Genomic DNA, 16,614 nt, shown 5'->3' with positions numbered 1-16,614 from the left:
TTACAATCAATCCTCAATATACTATCCGATTAATGTTAAAACATCGTACAAGGAAAATTAAATTAATAAGTAACAAAGTGTAAAAATAAACGCTGCCCTGATATGCAACTAGAAGAGTATTACATTGGAAAAGTAGTACCAGAATATAGCTTGCTGTATTCTAAAATTTGCCAGCCCATCAGCCACGACGAATTTAAAATTGCCATGCTTAGGTCGCTTAAGCTTTTAAATGAACACCACCTGGAACGCTGGTTATTGGATTTTACTTCCGGCAATATTACCCTGGAAGACCAGCGCTGGGCTGTAGAAACCTTTGGGTTGCTGATCCGGGATAGTTTGGTAAAGTACATTGCGATGGTGCGACGGGAAGATATGTTCCTGGAAATGGCAGCTGAGAATATGCGTGATAAGATTTATGATACTTATGGGCATATAAAAGAGCTGGAGCATTTTGATAGCATTCCGGATGCTCTCCACTGGCTTTCTCCGGACTTAGCTTTAGAAAAAGTTATTCCTGCTTAAAATAACGTTTACTTATACCGTTACCGCAAATCTATTCTGTTGCTATTAAAAGGTAGGTATAATTCTGTGCATAAATATTTGCTAATAAAATGATTATGCTATATTTACATAAACCCATGTATTCTAAAAAGATGGGGTATGTAACTAAAACAAAACCAACTATCCAGCCTTATGGGAATGATCAAAGAATTTAAGGAGTTCGCCATGCGCGGCAATGTAATGGACCTGGCAATAGGTATTATCATTGGCGCTGCGTTTAGTGGATTGGTAAACTCCGTTGTAAACGACCTGTTTATGCCGCTCGTCGGTGCACTGATCGGCGACATGGACTTCTCGAATCTGTATGTGCCTTTGGCCTCAGAAGTGCCAACAGGGCTCGCACTGGAAGAAGCCAGGAAGCTGGGAGCAGTTTTTGCCTGGGGTAACTTTATTACAGTTTTACTAAACTTCCTGATCTTGGCTTTCATCATTTTCATGATCATTAAAGCCATGAACCGCATGATGCGTAAAAAGGCCGCTGCACCTGATGTACCGCCTGCGCCAACCAAAGAAGAAGTACTGCTTACCGAAATGCGTGATGCGCTGCGCCAGATAGCGTCGAGGTAACAAAAATATGATACCAAAAACAGCCGGCTTCTACAAGGATAGGAGCTGGCTGTTTTCGTTTACTAAGCGCCTTATCAGCAATTATTTATAGTTAAAGTATGGTACTCTCAAATCAGTAACGCGATGCTTAACCTGAAACTATAGCTGCAATTACTCCCGCTTTTTGTACAAGCATTACACCTATTTAGTACCTTTACAACAGTCCAAGGCTTACCCTTTACAAATGTTACTACACAAAGACGGATTAATAGAACTGAAGTACGACGTTGTACTGGATATTTTGTCTTTAAAGTGGCCAGACATGAGCGGCATGACATTGCCTGAGATCGAATTTTCGTTGCAAAAGCTCATTGATACGCTCCGGCATTACGACATTAAAAACCTCTTAATCGACTCAAGAGAAAGTAAAACTGATCTTGACAACGAAGAACACCTGGCGCTCATGCTACGCTTTTCGGAGTACCTGACAAGCACAAGGCTGAAGAAAATGGCCCGATTGGCAACAACAGATCTGAACCGCGAAAACATAGTTGATTATGCTGTCGGGGAAACTAATAACCGCTTAGGTATCACATTTGAGATCCGAAACTTTGCCGACGAAGCAGGTGCGCTTAAATGGCTTCGGGAAAATCAAAATTAAATACACCGTCTGCAGGCTGTTTGCCAAAAGCGCTGGGCTTATCATTAAAACCTTCTGCCTGATTTGCTATATGAAAACAAGACTACTATACATTGTGGTGCTTTTGATAAGCCTTGCAGGTTGCCTGGAAAAGGAAACAGAACAGGAGCCAGAGAAGGAAGTTTGCCAGCTACTTTCCAGTACCACTACTTTAATGAACCACGAGGGCAGTCGTTACAACTATAGCCTGACGTATAGTTATAATGGCGAAGGCCAGTTAGTTCGTATCGCATCACCTGATACCACATCATTCAGGATCCTGCTGGAGTATGATGCTCAAAAGCGTTTAGCTAAAGAAGAATTTGACAAGTATACCTGGACAAGTGAATACAATGCACTGGGGCAGGTTACAAAGCAGGTACGGCAGTTTGAGTTTGCTCCGGACAGGTATGAAACGTACTACCTTCTACACACCTTCGACAGCCAGAACAAATTAACAGAAGCAAAATATTATGCAGCTGAGAGCCAGGGAGATGTCCTGATATACACCTACCAGTACACGTATACTAACGACAAGCTTAGCGGCATAGAGATGGTATCGGAGCAGGACGAGCGGCATTCCCTGGCAACACTTGTTACAGATGATAAGAAAGCGCCAATACCAGCTCTGCCCATGCACCTACTGTACATGTTCCGCGACGAAACCATACCCGGCATCGGTTTATTGACAAGTAATATTACTAACTATAATGTAATGCACGGCGAAGGAGAAATGGGCTTCAGATCTTTTGCTGCAAATTATACTTATAACACTGCCGGTTACCCTACATTAGTTACCAGAAATTATGTGAGCGGCGCTACAGAGACTACAACCTACAACTATAGTTGCAGGTAGATGACCCCGTAGAAAACAATAAAGGCTTACCTCGTGGTAAGCCTTTATTGTTGATGCTTGCATTTATATGTTTATACTAAGCACGCTTTACATTAACAGCGTTTAGTCCTTTTCTACCTTCCTGCAATTCAAATGTTACTCTGTCGTTTTCTCTAACTTCATCAATCAATCCAGTTACGTGTACAAAGTACTCTTTTTCTGAATTTTCATCCTTGATAAAACCAAAACCTTTTTCGTTGTTGAAGAATTTTACTGTTCCGTTATTCATAATATTGTTGATTTATACACCTACTACATTAAGCTTTTAGGAAATGTTCATATTTTTTTTGAATTATTAAAATTTTATCTCAAAAAGGGCCTTTATTGGCTGCAAAGGCACAAAAAATTTATACACATTTTTATATGCATGACTTAAGCAGGCCATTAAAGCATCTAATCAGTGGTATTAAAAGATAGTAGCACACAGCTATAGTTACCCAAATCTCCAGAACTATAATGCCGTTTTAGGTTAGCTTATGCGCCCTGTTTCCAGGCTAACTATAGATTAATGTTTTTAATGTTTTCCAACGTAGGAGGCACATAAATACAAAGGCCTGACCTCTTACCTGTTTAGGTAAAAGGCCAGGCCTCAGCATTTACAAACTTTAACTATTCACTTTTTATTAATTGCCGGTACGGTTCAGTTCTTCCAGGTTTACGTTGCGTTTTTTGCTTTCAAAAGCTTTGCCTTTGTTAAAGTTGTAGCGCAGGTGCAGCCTCACACTTTGCATGCCATGGTACTGATCGATCTTGTTGGTATTGCCATCAACCACGGTGTTTAGTTTTAGCTGGCGGCTTCTAAAAATATCGGTAACGTTCATGGTCAAGGTCAGCTTATCGTTCAGGAAAGAGCGCTTCAGGCCGGCATCGATCCACCACTGATCCTCAAACTCAAACAAACCGTACACGCCCGGGCCCTGGTAAGTACCTGTAAGCTCTAAGCGCAAACCTTTTGGCAACGAAATATTATTGCTGCTCTGGGCACTGAAGTTAAGCTGTTCTTTCGTTTCAGTAACTTCTTTAACCTTAACTGTGAATTGCTGATAATCCAGACTCACGTTGTTGTTGATCTCCCACTTGCCCGGCAGCACACGAACCGGAGCTACAAGCGTTGCTTCCATATTTGTAAAGTCATCCATGTTGCGGCGCTCAAATATGGTCTGGTTCTTCTCTTTATAGAATACCGGAACTTCGCCAATAAAATCCTTGGTAACTGCATAGCCTAACACCAGGTTATAGGTCTGCTTAAACATCTGGGTAATCTCAAACGAGTTGGTGTATTGTGGTCTCAGGTAAGGGTTGCCGGTTGCCAGGGTGTTTGGGTCTATGTAAAAAACAAACGGGTTTAGGTGGCCATAGTATGGTCTGCTTATACGGCGGCTGTACTTGTAGCCGATCTGGTAGTTCTCGCTTACCTGTTGCTGCACAAATACGCTCGGGAAGAAGTTAAGGTAGCTGCGGTCGTTGATCTTGTTCAGCGTTCTGGCATTGCCCTCGGCAAAGGTCTGTTCAGCGCGCAGGCCGGTCTGTACTTTCCATTTGTCGCCGATGCTGGTAGAGAAGTTGGCATAGCCCGCCAGAATATCTTCCGTAAAGATAAAGTGACTGCTGCGACCCAGGTCTTTGGTTCTGATGCCGTCGTTTATCTCGAAAAAGTTTAGCTCGTTATCAGAAATAACGTGACTGATCTTGGCACCCAGTTCCAGTTTGCTTTTTTCGCCGAGCTGTTTTGCAAAATCTGTTTTGGCAGAGTAAATTTTATAGTTTGTCGGGTTTTCAGTTCCAAAAAGGTTTGTAAGGCCTGGCTCAGTGCTGTTTATGCGTTTGTAGCTGTGTACCATACCAGTTTCATCCTCGTTACTTATCTTGGCAAAGTCTGCATCTGCGCTGAGCGTAGTTCCGGGAGCACCCAACTTGCCGGTATAGTGTAAGTTAAAGGTGCTGTTATAGTAGGTCCCGTTTGCAGTAGTGGTAGAGAGTATCAGGGTATCGTTGGCAGGATTCATGTCGCGCAGGAGCCCTCTTGTACCAAAAGAGTTGTTGTTATCAGAGTACTGCAGGTTGGCAACTATACCCACACTGTGTTTATCGTTCAGGTCGTAGTCGGTAGCAAGGCGTAACGTAGGCGAAATGCGGTAGCCTTCTTCGCGACCATCCTGTGTAAGCGATTTTTTGCCGGTTTTGCTGTTAACTACCCGTTCTGTTTCCATGTCCCGGAAGCGGGGGCGGCGCGAAAAGTCAGCGTTAACGGCTGTGTTCCATTTACCGGTCTTTATGTTCACATTGCCACCGGTAGTATAACTGTGCAACTCATTATACTGGTAGCCTGCGTAAACGCCACCGTTCAAACCAAACAGTTCATTCTTTTTAAGGTTGATGTTGATGATGCCGGATGTACCTTCTGCATCGTATTTTGAGGAAGGGTTGGTGATGATCTCCAGGTCTTTCAGGTTCTCTGCAGACATGCCCTGCAGCAGGTTTTGCAGGTCCTTTCCGGTCAGGTAAGATGGCTTTCCGTTCAGCAGTATCTGTACGCCGCCTTTGCCGTTCAGGGTAATGTTTCCGTCCTGGTCCACCCATACGCCCGGCGACTTTTCCAGTACTTCGTATGCCGTGCTGCCGGTAGCAAGTGCCGTTCCTTCTACGCTCACCACCATTTTATCGGCTTCATTAACTATAGTAGGGCGGAGTGCCTGCACCGTAACTTCTTTCAGAGCTTTAGCATCGGAGGCAAGCTTAAGTTTACCAAAGGCCTTTGCCATATCCGGTCCCGAAACCTCGAATACTGGTGTCTGGAAAGTAACATAGCCCAGGCTATTGATTTTGAGCAGGTACCTGCCTTTTGCCGGGGTCTTGATCTTGAAATTACCGTCCATATCAGCAATGGCGCCGCTAACCACAGCTTGCGTAGCAGCATCGAGCACTGCTACATTGGCAAACCCGACCCCCAATTCGTTTTCATCGGCTACGGTGCCGGTAAGCATAGCTTCGGTTTGTGCGTAAGTGCTTGTTGCAAAGCTGTATAGCAGCATAGCAAGCAGGAAGTAGTACATCTTTTTCATAGTGTTATTTTGGAGTGTGTAATTGATGATCTGATGCAAATATATACTAAGGTACTTTGTTATGCAAGGTACTGTTTAAAAATTAGATGAACTATAGTTTTTTGCCTGCTAACATCCCTCATATCAGGACGAACAGAAGGGAGAAATCTGATAATAAGGTGAGCTAAAGATGAGGAAAGGAGAAGGAGGGTTGCCTGAAGCTGAACTATAGTTTTGAAAATTATCAGTTGTAACTATAGTTGTGTGGTTGGTAAAAAATAGTAAGCTGTTGAAAGCTATAAGGTTATAGTTGGCTAATAAGTGATTTTGGGAAAGTGAAACATAAAATTGGCAGCTGGTATGCTTTATAAAAATGTATGCAAAACCTCTATAAAAGTAAAGACCACCCTCGGTGGGTGGCCTTTAACTGAGAGGGTTTAAGCATAAAAATCAGCGCGGAAGTATAGTTACTGATGCAAAAAGGTTGGGGTCCTTTTATTCTTAGAAAGCTATACCCAAATTAAATCCGAAGCCACGAAGTCCGCCAAAAGGGCCGTTGAGTTTACCAAACATGCCATTGTCGTTTACGGTAACGTCCAGGTATTTTCTATCGCCGTTGCTGGCTATGTCTTCAAGTTCTCTTTCCAGGTCTTGTTTGTCTTCCTGCGGCATGGCACTTAGGTCTGTTTTAGCATCAAAATCACCCTTCAGCTTTCCGTAGTGGCCACCAACTATGTACCAGTCAAAAGTAACACGTTTTGCGATCAGCCACTGGGCGCCCAGCATTACACCACCACCAATACCTGTTAGTTTGGCATTAATCGGCAGATCGTATTCTGTACCCATATCCCCTTCATACACATATAAATGCGTTAGGTTCATGGTAGTGTAACGGCCATAAAGTGATGCATAAAAGCCTCTTGCACCCGGCTTTTTACCAGTATAGAAACGCACCTCGCCTGTAATGGCATTCGAGGAAAAGTTGGCTTCATCCAGAATCCTGGAAATTTCATCGCCTTCTTCACCTTCCTCTTCCAGTTCAGCAAATTCAATTCCTTTATCAACCAGCGGAATGCCGCTTAGCTTTGTTTCCGGAATAAAGCTGTAGCCACCAACCAGTGTTATTTTGCGGGCAATGGCACGTTCATAACTGAAACTATAGTTGCTGAAAGCCAGTGATGTCAGGTTCATTTTTACACCATTCTTCCTGAAAACCTCGTTGCCGGCAGGTGTAACAGGCGCTACAGCAGCTTTTGTTGTAGGCAGTGATGTCTGTATAGTTGTGGTTGAATCAACAGAAAGCACAGGAGACGATGGGTCGGTTTGCGCTACACATACTCCAAAAGAGAGGCAGCAGAAAAGAGTAGTAAACAGGTGTTTCATACGCAGAGGGTGTTTTTTATAGTTGCTGAAGCTTGAATTGCTGATTTACAAATACTTATACTAAAATATATTAATAAAGTTATATATGTTTTTTAGGATGTAGAAAGCCGCTAACCAAAGGCTGCTTTTTTATAGTTTGTTATACTTGCCTGAAATACAGTGATTTATTAATTGCTTTTCATAGTCGGGATAACCCGGAGAGGAATCAAAGGTCAGGAGATTACGATAGAATCGGAATACCTACTTCTGAGTATTTGTAAGCTGCTTAGAGGTATAGTTCGTATTTAATTCCAAGGTAAAGTGGAAAATAAATATAAAATATAGTATATTTATTTGTTATTAATCTCTAATGAAGCGAACGGATTCTTTACTTGATACCAATAATGACGCTAAAATGCAGGAAGAGCGCATACAGCAGAAAATAGCTGAGATTGCTGCTGTTGCTGAGAACCTGCCGGCGGTGGTGATCATCCATAATTTTCAGCAGGGCATGCGGGTGGAGTATATTTCGCCGCGTGGCACCAGGGAATTAGGTTTTACACTGGAGGAAATCCGTGAAATGGGAGAGGAGTATCACGCCAGGTTTTTTAATCCGGAGGATATGCCCGACCAGATTGCCAAAATGAAACATCTGCTAGAGAAAAACAGTGACGAGGAAATTGCGTCCCTTTTTCAACAGGTGCGTGCCTCCGAAGAGCATTCGTGGGCCTGGTACCTGACTACACTGAAAATACTGATGCGTGACGAGGAAGGTAAAGTGCTGCTAACAATTGCCCTTGCTTTCCCGATAGACCCCTTGCACCATGTTACTTCAAAAGTGGCCCGGCTGCTCGAAGAAAATAATTTCCTGCGGAAGAACTATAACCGCTATAGCAGGCTTTCGGGAAGAGAACAGGAAATTCTAAAGCACATATCGCTTGGTAAAAGCGCATCCGAGAGTGCTGAGGAGCTATTCATTTCAGTATCTACGGTAGAGACACATCGCCGGAATCTTAAAAAGAAACTTGGCACCAGCTCTTTTTTTGAACTTACCCAATATGCCCGCGCTTTCGATCTTATCTAAGGTGCCTGTAATAAAAATGCGAGGTAACAATGTCACCCCGCATGGTTTGTCAAAAAATCTAAACTTTAACTTCTAATACTTTTATGATATAACAGCCTCTTTGTAGGCCCAGTTTATGAGCTGGTATGAACTGACAAAACCTTGCTTAAAAAGCATATTTCGGATGTGTTTTCTAACAGTTTGCTCAGTTATATGCAGCTCGCTACTTATTCTGGCTTCCGTATATCCGTCGGCTAACATGGCCAGTACCTGCCTTTCCCGATCGCTTAATATTTGTACATGTCTTTCCATATAATAAGCTCATAAATACCCATTTTCTGTACAGATTATAAATATGCGCTTAAACTATAGTAAGTGCAATACTCACTTTTGATGATTTTTGCACTTTTATCAGTGGTCTTTAATAGGAAATGACTGTGTACAGGTACAGGAAAAACGGGATATACGATAGCTAAAAAGAGAGCGTAGTTGATGGCAGCCGGTAAAACTGCATGTTAGGAATAAGCCAGGCAAGCGCTTCCTGTTCGGTTTCAAAGAGCTCGACGTATTTTGATTTGCCAAAAATGCGGTAGGCTTTTTCCCGCAACGACATAAGTATATTATAATGAGGAGATTGTCGCGGAACTATAACCGCGATATACTTAATAGAACTTAACGTAAGCAAAAGCCCATATTCTTCGGCCAGCCATTTCTGATCAGTAAGATCGCGTGGTTGCAGCAACTCGCTGTTTTGCACCCACCGCAGGATATCGTTGCTTTTTATTAAGGTATAAATCTGCTCAAGCCCTGCTTTGTACTCTTCATTGTTTACATCACGCAGCCATTTGCCGTAGAGCAGTTTTTTATCAGTATCAATCCTGAACTCTAAATAGGTTAGTACATGCTCCATTATCAGAAACTGACAGTTATACAGGTTTGTAAATTTAATTGATACTGCACTATAGCTTACTTATAGTTACAGGTAAGCTGCAACACAATATAACTATAATTTTAGTCAGTAAATATAGTTAATTTATTATTTTATTCGCAAGATAACTTCTTTATTATCAGGAAGTAACCACCATAAATTAAGTGCTGAAGAATTTGCTGCGATGCCTAACTGCTGTAATGTTGTTTTAAAACTCATTGCAGCTTTTGCATCGGATCAGGTCTATAGCACCTATACCTATACGATCCCGCAATGTTGCTATCAGCTTTTACTCCGGATTTTAAGTGAACAGAAGCTGCCCATCAGGTTACCTATAGTTAATGTGGGGCGGCAAACCTGACTACAACGTTCGGGTAATTTCGTGAACACACCACAGGCATTGGTATAACTGTACTTAATACTTAACAACAACTATTCTGAGATCGTATAAAAAAATGTATTAGCTATAACTATAGTTTTAAATTATAAGCTAAAAAAGGAGGTAAGATGAGATCGTTAGCAAGAAGAGAAGAGAGCAGCCCGGCACAACGTAATATGTTTTCGAATTTCTTTAGCGACATTGACCGTATGTTCGATGATGATATGTTCCTGATGCCGATGCATATGAGCCGTATGGCCAATGCAAGTATGCCAGCCGCCAACATCAGCGAAACTGAAAAGGAATATAACATTGAACTGGCCGTGCCCGGCATGAAACGCGACGACTTTAACATCGAGATAGACGAGCACATGATCTCGATCAGTTGCGAGAAAGAGGACAACTTTAAAGAAGACAAAGATAACTATAAGCGACGCGAGTACAACTATAGTTCGTTCAGCCGCTCTTTTCGTTTACCTGAAACTATAAAAGCAGACAGCATTAAAGCGCAATATGATAATGGCGTGCTGCATATAAGAGTACCAAAAGCGCAGCAGACTGTCCAGAAGAAAAAGCGCATTAACGTAGACTAAACTATAGTTTCCTTTTCTATAGTTTGGTCTTTATGTAAGATAGCTTCTAGGATACTAACAAAACAAAAGCCCCGGTCATAACTGACCGGGGCTTTTGTTTTGTTACGCTGCACTGTATAATTTGTGCCTTGCAACTATAAAAACAAATGGCTTATCTGCCTCTGTCTTTCTTGTCATGTCCCTCAACTTTTACAAGTTTGTTGTAAAGACCCAGTAAAAGGAAAGGAGCTGGCCACTGGCCTACAAATAAGGCTTCATCATCCTTTTTCATAATCTTTAAGGTAGCAGAAACTGCCATTGATCCCAGTGCTGCCCATAAGAAAAGGTCTGATGGTAATTTAGCTGTGTATTCTTCAATGGTTCTGGCTACCGGACCTTCTCTGTGCTCCGGGTTCATTCTGTCTGCTTTGTTTTTTAATTCTTGTGTTTCCATAGTTATCTTCTGGTTTATAGTTAAATGTAATTGCTATAAAAAAACGGATAATGACTTTTAAAGTTTACGAATCCGAATAAATAGCCTCAAACAGGGCTGCTCTGTTACTCAGCAGCGCCGCCCTGTAAGCACTGCATTCCTTCAGAAGCCTTGTAGCCTGGTGAATATATCAGAAAGATGATAAATGTCATTATTAAAAGAGATAAAGGTCTTTTAATATCGATGACATGAGGCATACTTTTGTTCTGTAAACAATCACCAACTTATAGTTAAACGCTTACACTAAAATCAAAAAGATGAAAAATCAGAGTAAAACATTCCAAAGTCTACTGAATGGCCACTTGTTGAGAGCTATGAAACTGGGAGCTGTAGCTCTATTTAGTGGTACACTACTTTTCAGCTGCTCATCAGGCGAGGCCGAAACTGCTGCTGTAGATAACGAAACAGAAAGTGGTTTAGCACAGGATGCTCCTGCAGCCCCTGCAGAAGATAATGGCAAAGGAGTGGGTCCGGTTACTACAGTAGAAATAGGAGCTGACATAGACCAGGCGCTTGCTGATAACGGCAAGTCTATTTTCGAAGGTAAATGTTCTGCCTGCCACCAGTTATCTGACCAGAAGGTAGTAGGTCCTGGCCTGGCCGGAGTAACAGAGCGCCGCAAGCCGGAGTGGGTAATGAACATGATCATTAACCCGGAACAGATGACTAAGGAAGACCCTACTGCCAAAAAACTGCTGGGCGAACACTTAACACAGATGACCAACCAGAACGTGACCGAGCAGGATGCAAGAGCTTTACTTGAGTTCCTGAGATTGAACGACAAAAACAGCTAATAACAACAATCAACCATAATTCTAATGGAAACTTCAATTTTTAAATTGAAAAAACTTGTACCGAAGGCCGCCCTCCTGATGGCAGTGGCAGCAGGTACTGTGCTACAGGGTTGTAGCAAAACAGAAGGCGGAGCCACGGGAACTTCCGAAGCTGTTTCTTCTGATGCTGCACAAGCAGTGTATGTTGCACCTGGAAAGCACGATGAACTCTACTCTTTCCTGTCAGGCGGTTTTAACGGACAGGTGTCTGTTTATGGTTTGCCTTCCGGCCGATTGTTGAAAATCATTCCGGTGTTTACACAGCACGGTGAGAACGGTTACGGCTACAGCGAAGAATCTAAGGCGATGTTACAGACCTCTCATGGCTTTGTTCCCTGGGACGATTTGCACCACCCGAAACTATCCCGTACCGATGGTCAGACAGACGGCCGCTGGTTGTTCGTAAACGGTAACAACACGCCACGTGTAGCCCGTATCGACCTGAAAACCTTTGAAACGGTTGAGATTATGGAGCTTCCGAACTCAGCAGGTAACCACTGCTCTCCATACCCAACTAACAACAACGAGTACGTAATTGCCGGTACACGTTTCTCTGTTCCGCTGGATATGAAAGGTGGTACAAACGACGTGAGTCTGGATAAGTACGAAGAAGAATTCCGTGGTTCTATCTCCTTTATTAAAGTAGACCCTGAGAAAGGCGACATGGACCTGGATTTCCAGATCCTGGTTCCGGGTTTCGACTACGACTTAGCGAACGGTGGTAAAGGCCCTTCTGAAGACTGGGTATTCTTTACAACTTATAACTCCGAAAAAGCCGGTACTTTAAAAGAAGTAGGTGCGTCTCAGAACGACAGAGACTACCTGGCAGCAGTGAACTGGAAATTAGCAGCTAAATATGCTAAAGAAGGCAAAGCCCGCGAAATGCCAGCAAACTACTACCACAACAAAATCGACAAGGATTCGCACATCGCAAAATCTACTGTAAAGAAGAAAGTGCGTTACCTGCTGCCTGAAGAGTGCCCTGGTATGATGTACCTGTTGCCAGCTCCTAAATCACCACACGGTATCGACGTAGATCCATCAGGTGAGTTCATGGTGGTGAGTGGTAAACTTGCTTCGGCTATTCCGGTATTCTCTTTTGCTAAGATGCAGGATGCTATCAAAAACAAACAGTTCGACGGCGAGAAAAACGGTATTCCGGTGCTGAAATACGAGTCTGTACTGAAAGGTGAAGTGAAAGAGCCGGGCTTAGGACCATTGCACACTGAATTCGACGGTAAAGGCAACGCTTACACTTCTATGTTCGTGTCTTCCGAGATCGTGAAATGGAAATTGAAAGACCTGAATGTAGTTGACAGAATGCCGGTTTACTACTCAGTTGGTCACTTAATGATACCTGGTGGTGATACAAAAGAGCCGCATGGCAAGTACCTGGTAGCGATGAACAAAATTACAAAAGACCGCTACCTGCCAACTGGTCCTGAACTGGCACACTCTGCACAGCTGATCGATATCTCTGGTGAGAAAATGAAGATGCTGCTTGACTTCCCTACAGTTGCTGAACCACACTATGCGCAGGCTATAATTGCCAGCAAAGTAGCTCCAAACAGCACCAAGTTCTATAAGCTGGATGAGAACAAACACCCACACGCTGTGAAGAAAGAAGCAGACGTGAGTGTTACCCGCGAAGGCAAGAATAAAGTGCGCGTGAAAATGACAGCTATCCGAAGCCACATGACCCCGGACAACATCGAAGGGGTGCAGGTAGGTGATACAGTTTACTTCCACGTGACTAACCTGGAGCAGGACTGGGATGTACCGCACGGATTTGCCGTGATGGGCGCCAACAACGCCGAAACGCTGATCATGCCAGGCGCGACACAAACCCTGACCTGGGTACCGAAGAAAGCCGGTGTGTTCCCGTTCTACTGCACAGACTTCTGTTCTGCGCTGCACCAGGAAATGCAAGGTTATATCCGGGTATCTCCAAAAGGATCTAACGTGCCGATCAAATTCTCGACCGGTAAAAAGAAACAAAACATACCAGGAGTAGCATCAACCAAATAGTGCTCTAACTGGGGAAATCAGCGGAGGTTGCCCAGCGCAACCTCCGCTGAATTTTTAATACGAGTTGCGAATTACTTCAGTGTAGCAGGAGCATCATCCTGAATTCTCGGTTGACTAAGAGATAGGGGATGGTTAAGTGCTGAAGCTAATAAATAGAATAAGCTCCTTCCGCAGCCCATTTTTTAATCATCTTAAACTATAAAAGGATGAAAGCTTATCAAAAAATGCTGATGATTGTGGCATCACTGTCCCTTGGCCTCCTGTTTGTCTTTCCAATGTGGAAGATCTACCTGAAGGCCCCACAATATCCTGAAGGACTGGAACTGCACATCTGGGTAAATAAGCTTGGAGGCAGCTCTGAGAGTGTGCTTCAAAACTTCAATATCCTGAACCACTACATCGGCATGAAGCCGATTCATGCCGCCTCTTTTGCCGAACTACAGTTTATGCCTTATATCGTGATCGCCTTTATGGTTACCGGTGTGCTGGTTGGCCTGGTTGGCAAACGTAAGCTGGTACTGGGCTGGACAGGCCTGCTGATGCTAGCCGGTGCTGCCGGTATAGTTGACTTTTACCTGTGGCTGGTAAACTTCGGAACAAACCTGGATCCGATGGCTGCCATTAAAGTACCGGGCATGACCTATATACCACCGCTGCTGGGAAATAAACAGCTTCTGAACTTCGAGGCCTTATCACTGCCGGCTTTGGGTAGCCTGGGAATCTTTATGGCGATAACAATTGCTGGCTTGTCGTACATCTTCAGCCTGCGCAACCAAACTATAAATCCGGTTCATGAAAAAGGAAAAGTTGCAGTAGCATGAAAAGCATAAAACTATACTTCTACAGCCTGGCTGTAGCACTTCTGGTGCTATCGGGTTGTGCTGTAGAACCACAAACTATACCGTATGGACAGGCCAACTGCGCCCACTGCAACATGACCGTAGCCGATAACCGCTATGGCGCTGAGCTGGTGAACGACAAAGGCAAACCATACTTCTTTGACTCGGCAGAATGCCTGATCGCTTATGTAAATGAGCAACCGGAACAGGGCGAAAAAGCCGCTTACCTGCTGGTATCAGACTTTACAAAACCTGGTGAACTTATAGATGCACGCAGCGCTGCTTTTTTACAAGCCAAAGCGCTGCCAAGCCCGATGGGCATGTACCTGACTGCAGTAGCCGATAACGCTGCTGCCAAACAAATGCTACAGGAGTATGGCGGTCGCCTGCTTAACTGGGAAGAAGCGGCAAAAGCCGTTAGAAATGATGAAAGACCTGAATAAACTTTATTATATACTGTGCACGATGGTGCTACTGCTGACGGCAAATGTTGCCTTCGGCAGTACACTTAAAGTGTGCAAAACCTGCGACTATACGTCCGTAAAGCAAGCAGTAAAGCAGGCAAAGCCGGGCGAAACTGTTCTGATCGAGAATGGGGTGTTCCAGGAATATGGAATTGAAATAACGAAACCCTTAACTATACTGGGCCGCAATAACCCGGTAATAGATGGTAACTATAAAGGGCAGATCTTTACGGTATTATCAGACAATGTAACGATAGAAGGCCTGACTATAAAAAATATTGCCACCAGTTACCGCCACGACGATGCTGCCATCCGGGTAGTGGAGCGCAGCAATGTCCGCATTCTGAACAATACCATCCTGAACACCTTCTTCGGAATTTACCTGCAGTACTCTGATAACTGCGTGGTGAAAGGAAACGTGGTAACAGGTAAAGATGTAACCGGTCTGAACGAGTCGGCACTGGGCAATGCGATACACTTGTGGTATTGCGACAATGTAACGATTAGCAACAACAAGGTTAAAGGGCACCGCGACGGTATCTATCTGGAGTTTGTGAAGGACAGCGAAGTAAAGAACAACCTGAGTCAGCACAATTTACGTTATGGCCTGCACTTCATGTTCTCTGACCGGAACGTGTATACACACAATATTTTCCGCCAGAACGGGGCAGGAGTGGCTGTTATGTATACCCGCGACATACGCATGGAGCACAACACGTTTGAAAATAACTGGGGCGCGGCGGCTTATGGTTTGCTGCTGAAAGACATCAGTAACAGCGTGATCCATAACAACACGTTTCGCCGAAATACTACCGGAATTTACATGGAAAGCTCTAACCGGCTCGACATTCAGCGCAACAACTTCGACCATAACGGTTGGGCAGTACGCCTGCTTAGCAGCTGCTCAGACGATGTGTTTAAACTGAACAACTTTACCGGAAACTCTTTTGATGTAAGCACTAACGGAGATTCGAAGCTTAACCATTTTGAGAACAACTACTGGGACAAGTACAGCGGCTACGACCTGAACAAAGACCAGGTAGGCGATGTGCCGTACCGCCCGGTAAGTTTATACTCGATGCTGGTAGAGCGTGTGCCGCCTTCAGTTATGTTTATGCGCAGCTTTATGGTGGATATGTTGGATAATATCGAAAAAGTGCTGCCAAGCTTTATACCGGAAAACCTGGTAGATGAACAACCTTTAATGAGCAAAATAGATCATGATAACGATAGAAAACTTGCGCAAATCATACGGTAAGCTGCAGGTGCTGAAAGATATAAATGTGAGTTTTGAAGCCGGTAAAGTTATATCGGTTATTGGGCCAAACGGCTCTGGTAAAACAACTATGAGCAAGTGCATACTTGGCATGGCCTTACCTGACAGCGGCGACATAAAGATCAACGGCGAAAGTATACTCAAAAAGCACGCTTACCGCAGCCAGATCGGGTATATGCCGCAGATCGGCAAGTACCCGGAGAACATGAAGATCCGGCAGGTGATCGAGATGATCCGCGACATTCGCAAAGATGTAACTACTGTGGATGAAGAACTGATCGGCCTGTACCGGCTGCAGGAAATGTACGATAAGCGCATGGGCTCGCTATCGGGTGGTACCAAGCAGAAAGTAAGCGCGGCGCTGGCCTTTATGTTCGACCCAAAGATACTGATCCTGGACGAGCCGACAGCCGGTCTGGACCCGATCTCGGCGGAGATACTGAAGTGTAAGATATTGAAGGAAAAGAAACGCGGCAAACTGATCCTGATCACATCCCACATCATGAGCGAGATAGAGGAAGTGGCTGACGAAGTGATGTGCCTGGTAGATGGCAACGTGAAATTCCACGACACTATTACAGATATTAAAGCGCAGGCAAACGAAGCGCGCCTGAGCAAAGCGATTGCTAAAATTATGAACGGGGAGGACTAAGCC

General features: G+C 44.0%; 18 protein-coding genes. 12 read left to right on the top strand and 6 right to left on the bottom strand.

Annotated elements, in window-relative coordinates:
* The first annotated feature begins 102 nt into the window (after nucleotides 1-102).
* The 4 genes from KYK27_RS09065 (at nucleotide 103) to KYK27_RS09050 (ending at nucleotide 2,642) form a co-directional block, all read left to right on the top strand.
* The gene (locus KYK27_RS09065) at nucleotides 103-522 is read left to right on the top strand and encodes a hypothetical protein (protein WP_199109705.1); all 420 of its coding nucleotides are present in this window, start codon (nucleotides 103-105) and stop codon (nucleotides 520-522) included.
* A 171-nt stretch (nucleotides 523-693) separates the two neighbouring features.
* Nucleotides 694-1,128, top strand: coding sequence for a large conductance mechanosensitive channel protein MscL (gene mscL / locus KYK27_RS09060; RefSeq protein ID WP_199109704.1), 435 nt, complete (start codon nucleotides 694-696; stop codon nucleotides 1,126-1,128).
* 223 nt (nucleotides 1,129-1,351) lie between these two features.
* Complete coding sequence (locus KYK27_RS09055) at nucleotides 1,352-1,768, top strand: hypothetical protein (RefSeq protein WP_199109703.1); 417 nt, start codon at nucleotides 1,352-1,354, stop codon at nucleotides 1,766-1,768.
* Between the two features lie 70 nt (nucleotides 1,769-1,838).
* Nucleotides 1,839-2,642: a hypothetical protein gene (locus tag KYK27_RS09050; protein WP_199109702.1), complete on the top strand. Its 804-nt coding sequence runs from the start codon at nucleotides 1,839-1,841 to the stop codon at nucleotides 2,640-2,642.
* 76 nt (nucleotides 2,643-2,718) lie between these two features.
* On the opposite strand, the gene KYK27_RS09045 is transcribed toward KYK27_RS09050, so the two are convergent.
* The 3 genes from KYK27_RS09045 to KYK27_RS09035 form a co-directional block, all read right to left on the bottom strand.
* Nucleotides 2,719-2,910: a cold-shock protein gene (locus KYK27_RS09045; protein WP_162345874.1), complete on the bottom strand. Its 192-nt coding sequence runs from the start codon at nucleotides 2,908-2,910 to the stop codon at nucleotides 2,719-2,721.
* A 394-nt stretch (nucleotides 2,911-3,304) separates the two neighbouring features.
* Entirely contained in the window at nucleotides 3,305-5,743 is a 2,439-nt protein-coding gene (locus KYK27_RS09040; RefSeq protein ID WP_199109701.1) for a TonB-dependent receptor family protein, read from the bottom strand.
* Nucleotides 5,744-6,223: 480 nt separating this feature from the next.
* Nucleotides 6,224-7,105 carry a DUF3575 domain-containing protein gene (locus KYK27_RS09035; protein WP_233150353.1) on the bottom strand — a complete coding sequence of 294 codons (882 nt, stop codon included), beginning with the start codon at nucleotides 7,103-7,105 and terminating at the stop codon, nucleotides 6,224-6,226.
* A gap of 349 nt (nucleotides 7,106-7,454) precedes the next feature.
* On the opposite strand from KYK27_RS09035, the gene KYK27_RS09030 reads away from it, so the two are divergent.
* Complete coding sequence (locus KYK27_RS09030) at nucleotides 7,455-8,168, top strand: LuxR C-terminal-related transcriptional regulator (protein WP_233150352.1); 714 nt, start codon at nucleotides 7,455-7,457, stop codon at nucleotides 8,166-8,168.
* An 81-nt stretch (nucleotides 8,169-8,249) separates the two neighbouring features.
* On the opposite strand, the gene KYK27_RS18580 is transcribed toward KYK27_RS09030, so the two are convergent.
* On the bottom strand, nucleotides 8,250-8,459 hold the full coding sequence (locus tag KYK27_RS18580) for a response regulator transcription factor (RefSeq protein WP_199109700.1): 210 nt from the start codon (nucleotides 8,457-8,459) through the stop codon (nucleotides 8,250-8,252).
* Between the two features lie 160 nt (nucleotides 8,460-8,619).
* Entirely contained in the window at nucleotides 8,620-9,057 is a 438-nt protein-coding gene (locus KYK27_RS09020; protein ID WP_199109699.1) for a hypothetical protein, read from the bottom strand.
* A gap of 525 nt (nucleotides 9,058-9,582) precedes the next feature.
* On the opposite strand from KYK27_RS09020, the gene KYK27_RS09015 reads away from it, so the two are divergent.
* The gene (locus tag KYK27_RS09015) at nucleotides 9,583-10,047 is read left to right on the top strand and encodes an Hsp20/alpha crystallin family protein (RefSeq protein WP_199109698.1); all 465 of its coding nucleotides are present in this window, start codon (nucleotides 9,583-9,585) and stop codon (nucleotides 10,045-10,047) included.
* Nucleotides 10,048-10,198: 151 nt separating this feature from the next.
* Here the strand turns inward: KYK27_RS09015 and KYK27_RS09010 are convergent, their stop codons facing one another.
* A complete protein-coding gene (locus KYK27_RS09010) occupies nucleotides 10,199-10,480 on the bottom strand; it encodes a hypothetical protein (protein WP_199109697.1) in 282 nt (93 codons plus the stop codon).
* A gap of 296 nt (nucleotides 10,481-10,776) precedes the next feature.
* On the opposite strand from KYK27_RS09010, the gene KYK27_RS09005 reads away from it, so the two are divergent.
* The 6 genes from KYK27_RS09005 to KYK27_RS08980 all read left to right on the top strand — a co-directional run bounded on the left by KYK27_RS09005 (nucleotide 10,777) and on the right by KYK27_RS08980 (nucleotide 16,611).
* Nucleotides 10,777-11,313, top strand: a complete 537-nt coding sequence (locus tag KYK27_RS09005; RefSeq protein ID WP_233150351.1) for a c-type cytochrome — start codon at nucleotides 10,777-10,779, stop codon at nucleotides 11,311-11,313.
* A gap of 24 nt (nucleotides 11,314-11,337) precedes the next feature.
* Nucleotides 11,338-13,380 carry a Sec-dependent nitrous-oxide reductase gene (nosZ, locus tag KYK27_RS09000; protein WP_199109696.1) on the top strand — a complete coding sequence of 681 codons (2,043 nt, stop codon included), beginning with the start codon at nucleotides 11,338-11,340 and terminating at the stop codon, nucleotides 13,378-13,380.
* Nucleotides 13,381-13,586: 206 nt separating this feature from the next.
* Nucleotides 13,587-14,201, top strand: coding sequence for a hypothetical protein (locus KYK27_RS08995; protein WP_199109695.1), 615 nt, complete (start codon nucleotides 13,587-13,589; stop codon nucleotides 14,199-14,201).
* Nucleotides 14,198-14,662, top strand: coding sequence for a nitrous oxide reductase accessory protein NosL (locus KYK27_RS08990; protein WP_199109694.1), 465 nt, complete (start codon nucleotides 14,198-14,200; stop codon nucleotides 14,660-14,662). The genes KYK27_RS08995 and KYK27_RS08990 overlap by 4 nt, the downstream gene beginning before the upstream one ends.
* Nucleotides 14,643-15,941, top strand: coding sequence for a nitrous oxide reductase family maturation protein NosD (locus KYK27_RS08985; protein WP_233150350.1), 1,299 nt, complete (start codon nucleotides 14,643-14,645; stop codon nucleotides 15,939-15,941). Before KYK27_RS08990 ends, KYK27_RS08985 begins: the two co-directional genes overlap by 20 nt.
* On the top strand, nucleotides 15,904-16,611 hold the full coding sequence (locus KYK27_RS08980) for an ABC transporter ATP-binding protein (RefSeq protein ID WP_199109693.1): 708 nt from the start codon (nucleotides 15,904-15,906) through the stop codon (nucleotides 16,609-16,611). Before KYK27_RS08985 ends, KYK27_RS08980 begins: the two co-directional genes overlap by 38 nt.
* The last annotated feature ends 3 nt before the right edge of the window (nucleotides 16,612-16,614 follow it).

The organism is Pontibacter populi (genome assembly GCF_019336435.1).
Lineage (GTDB): Bacteria > Bacteroidota > Bacteroidia > Cytophagales > Hymenobacteraceae > Pontibacter > Pontibacter humidus.
The sequence above is the reverse complement of the archived record's forward strand: the minus strand, read 5'-3'. Positions and strand labels throughout refer to the sequence as shown.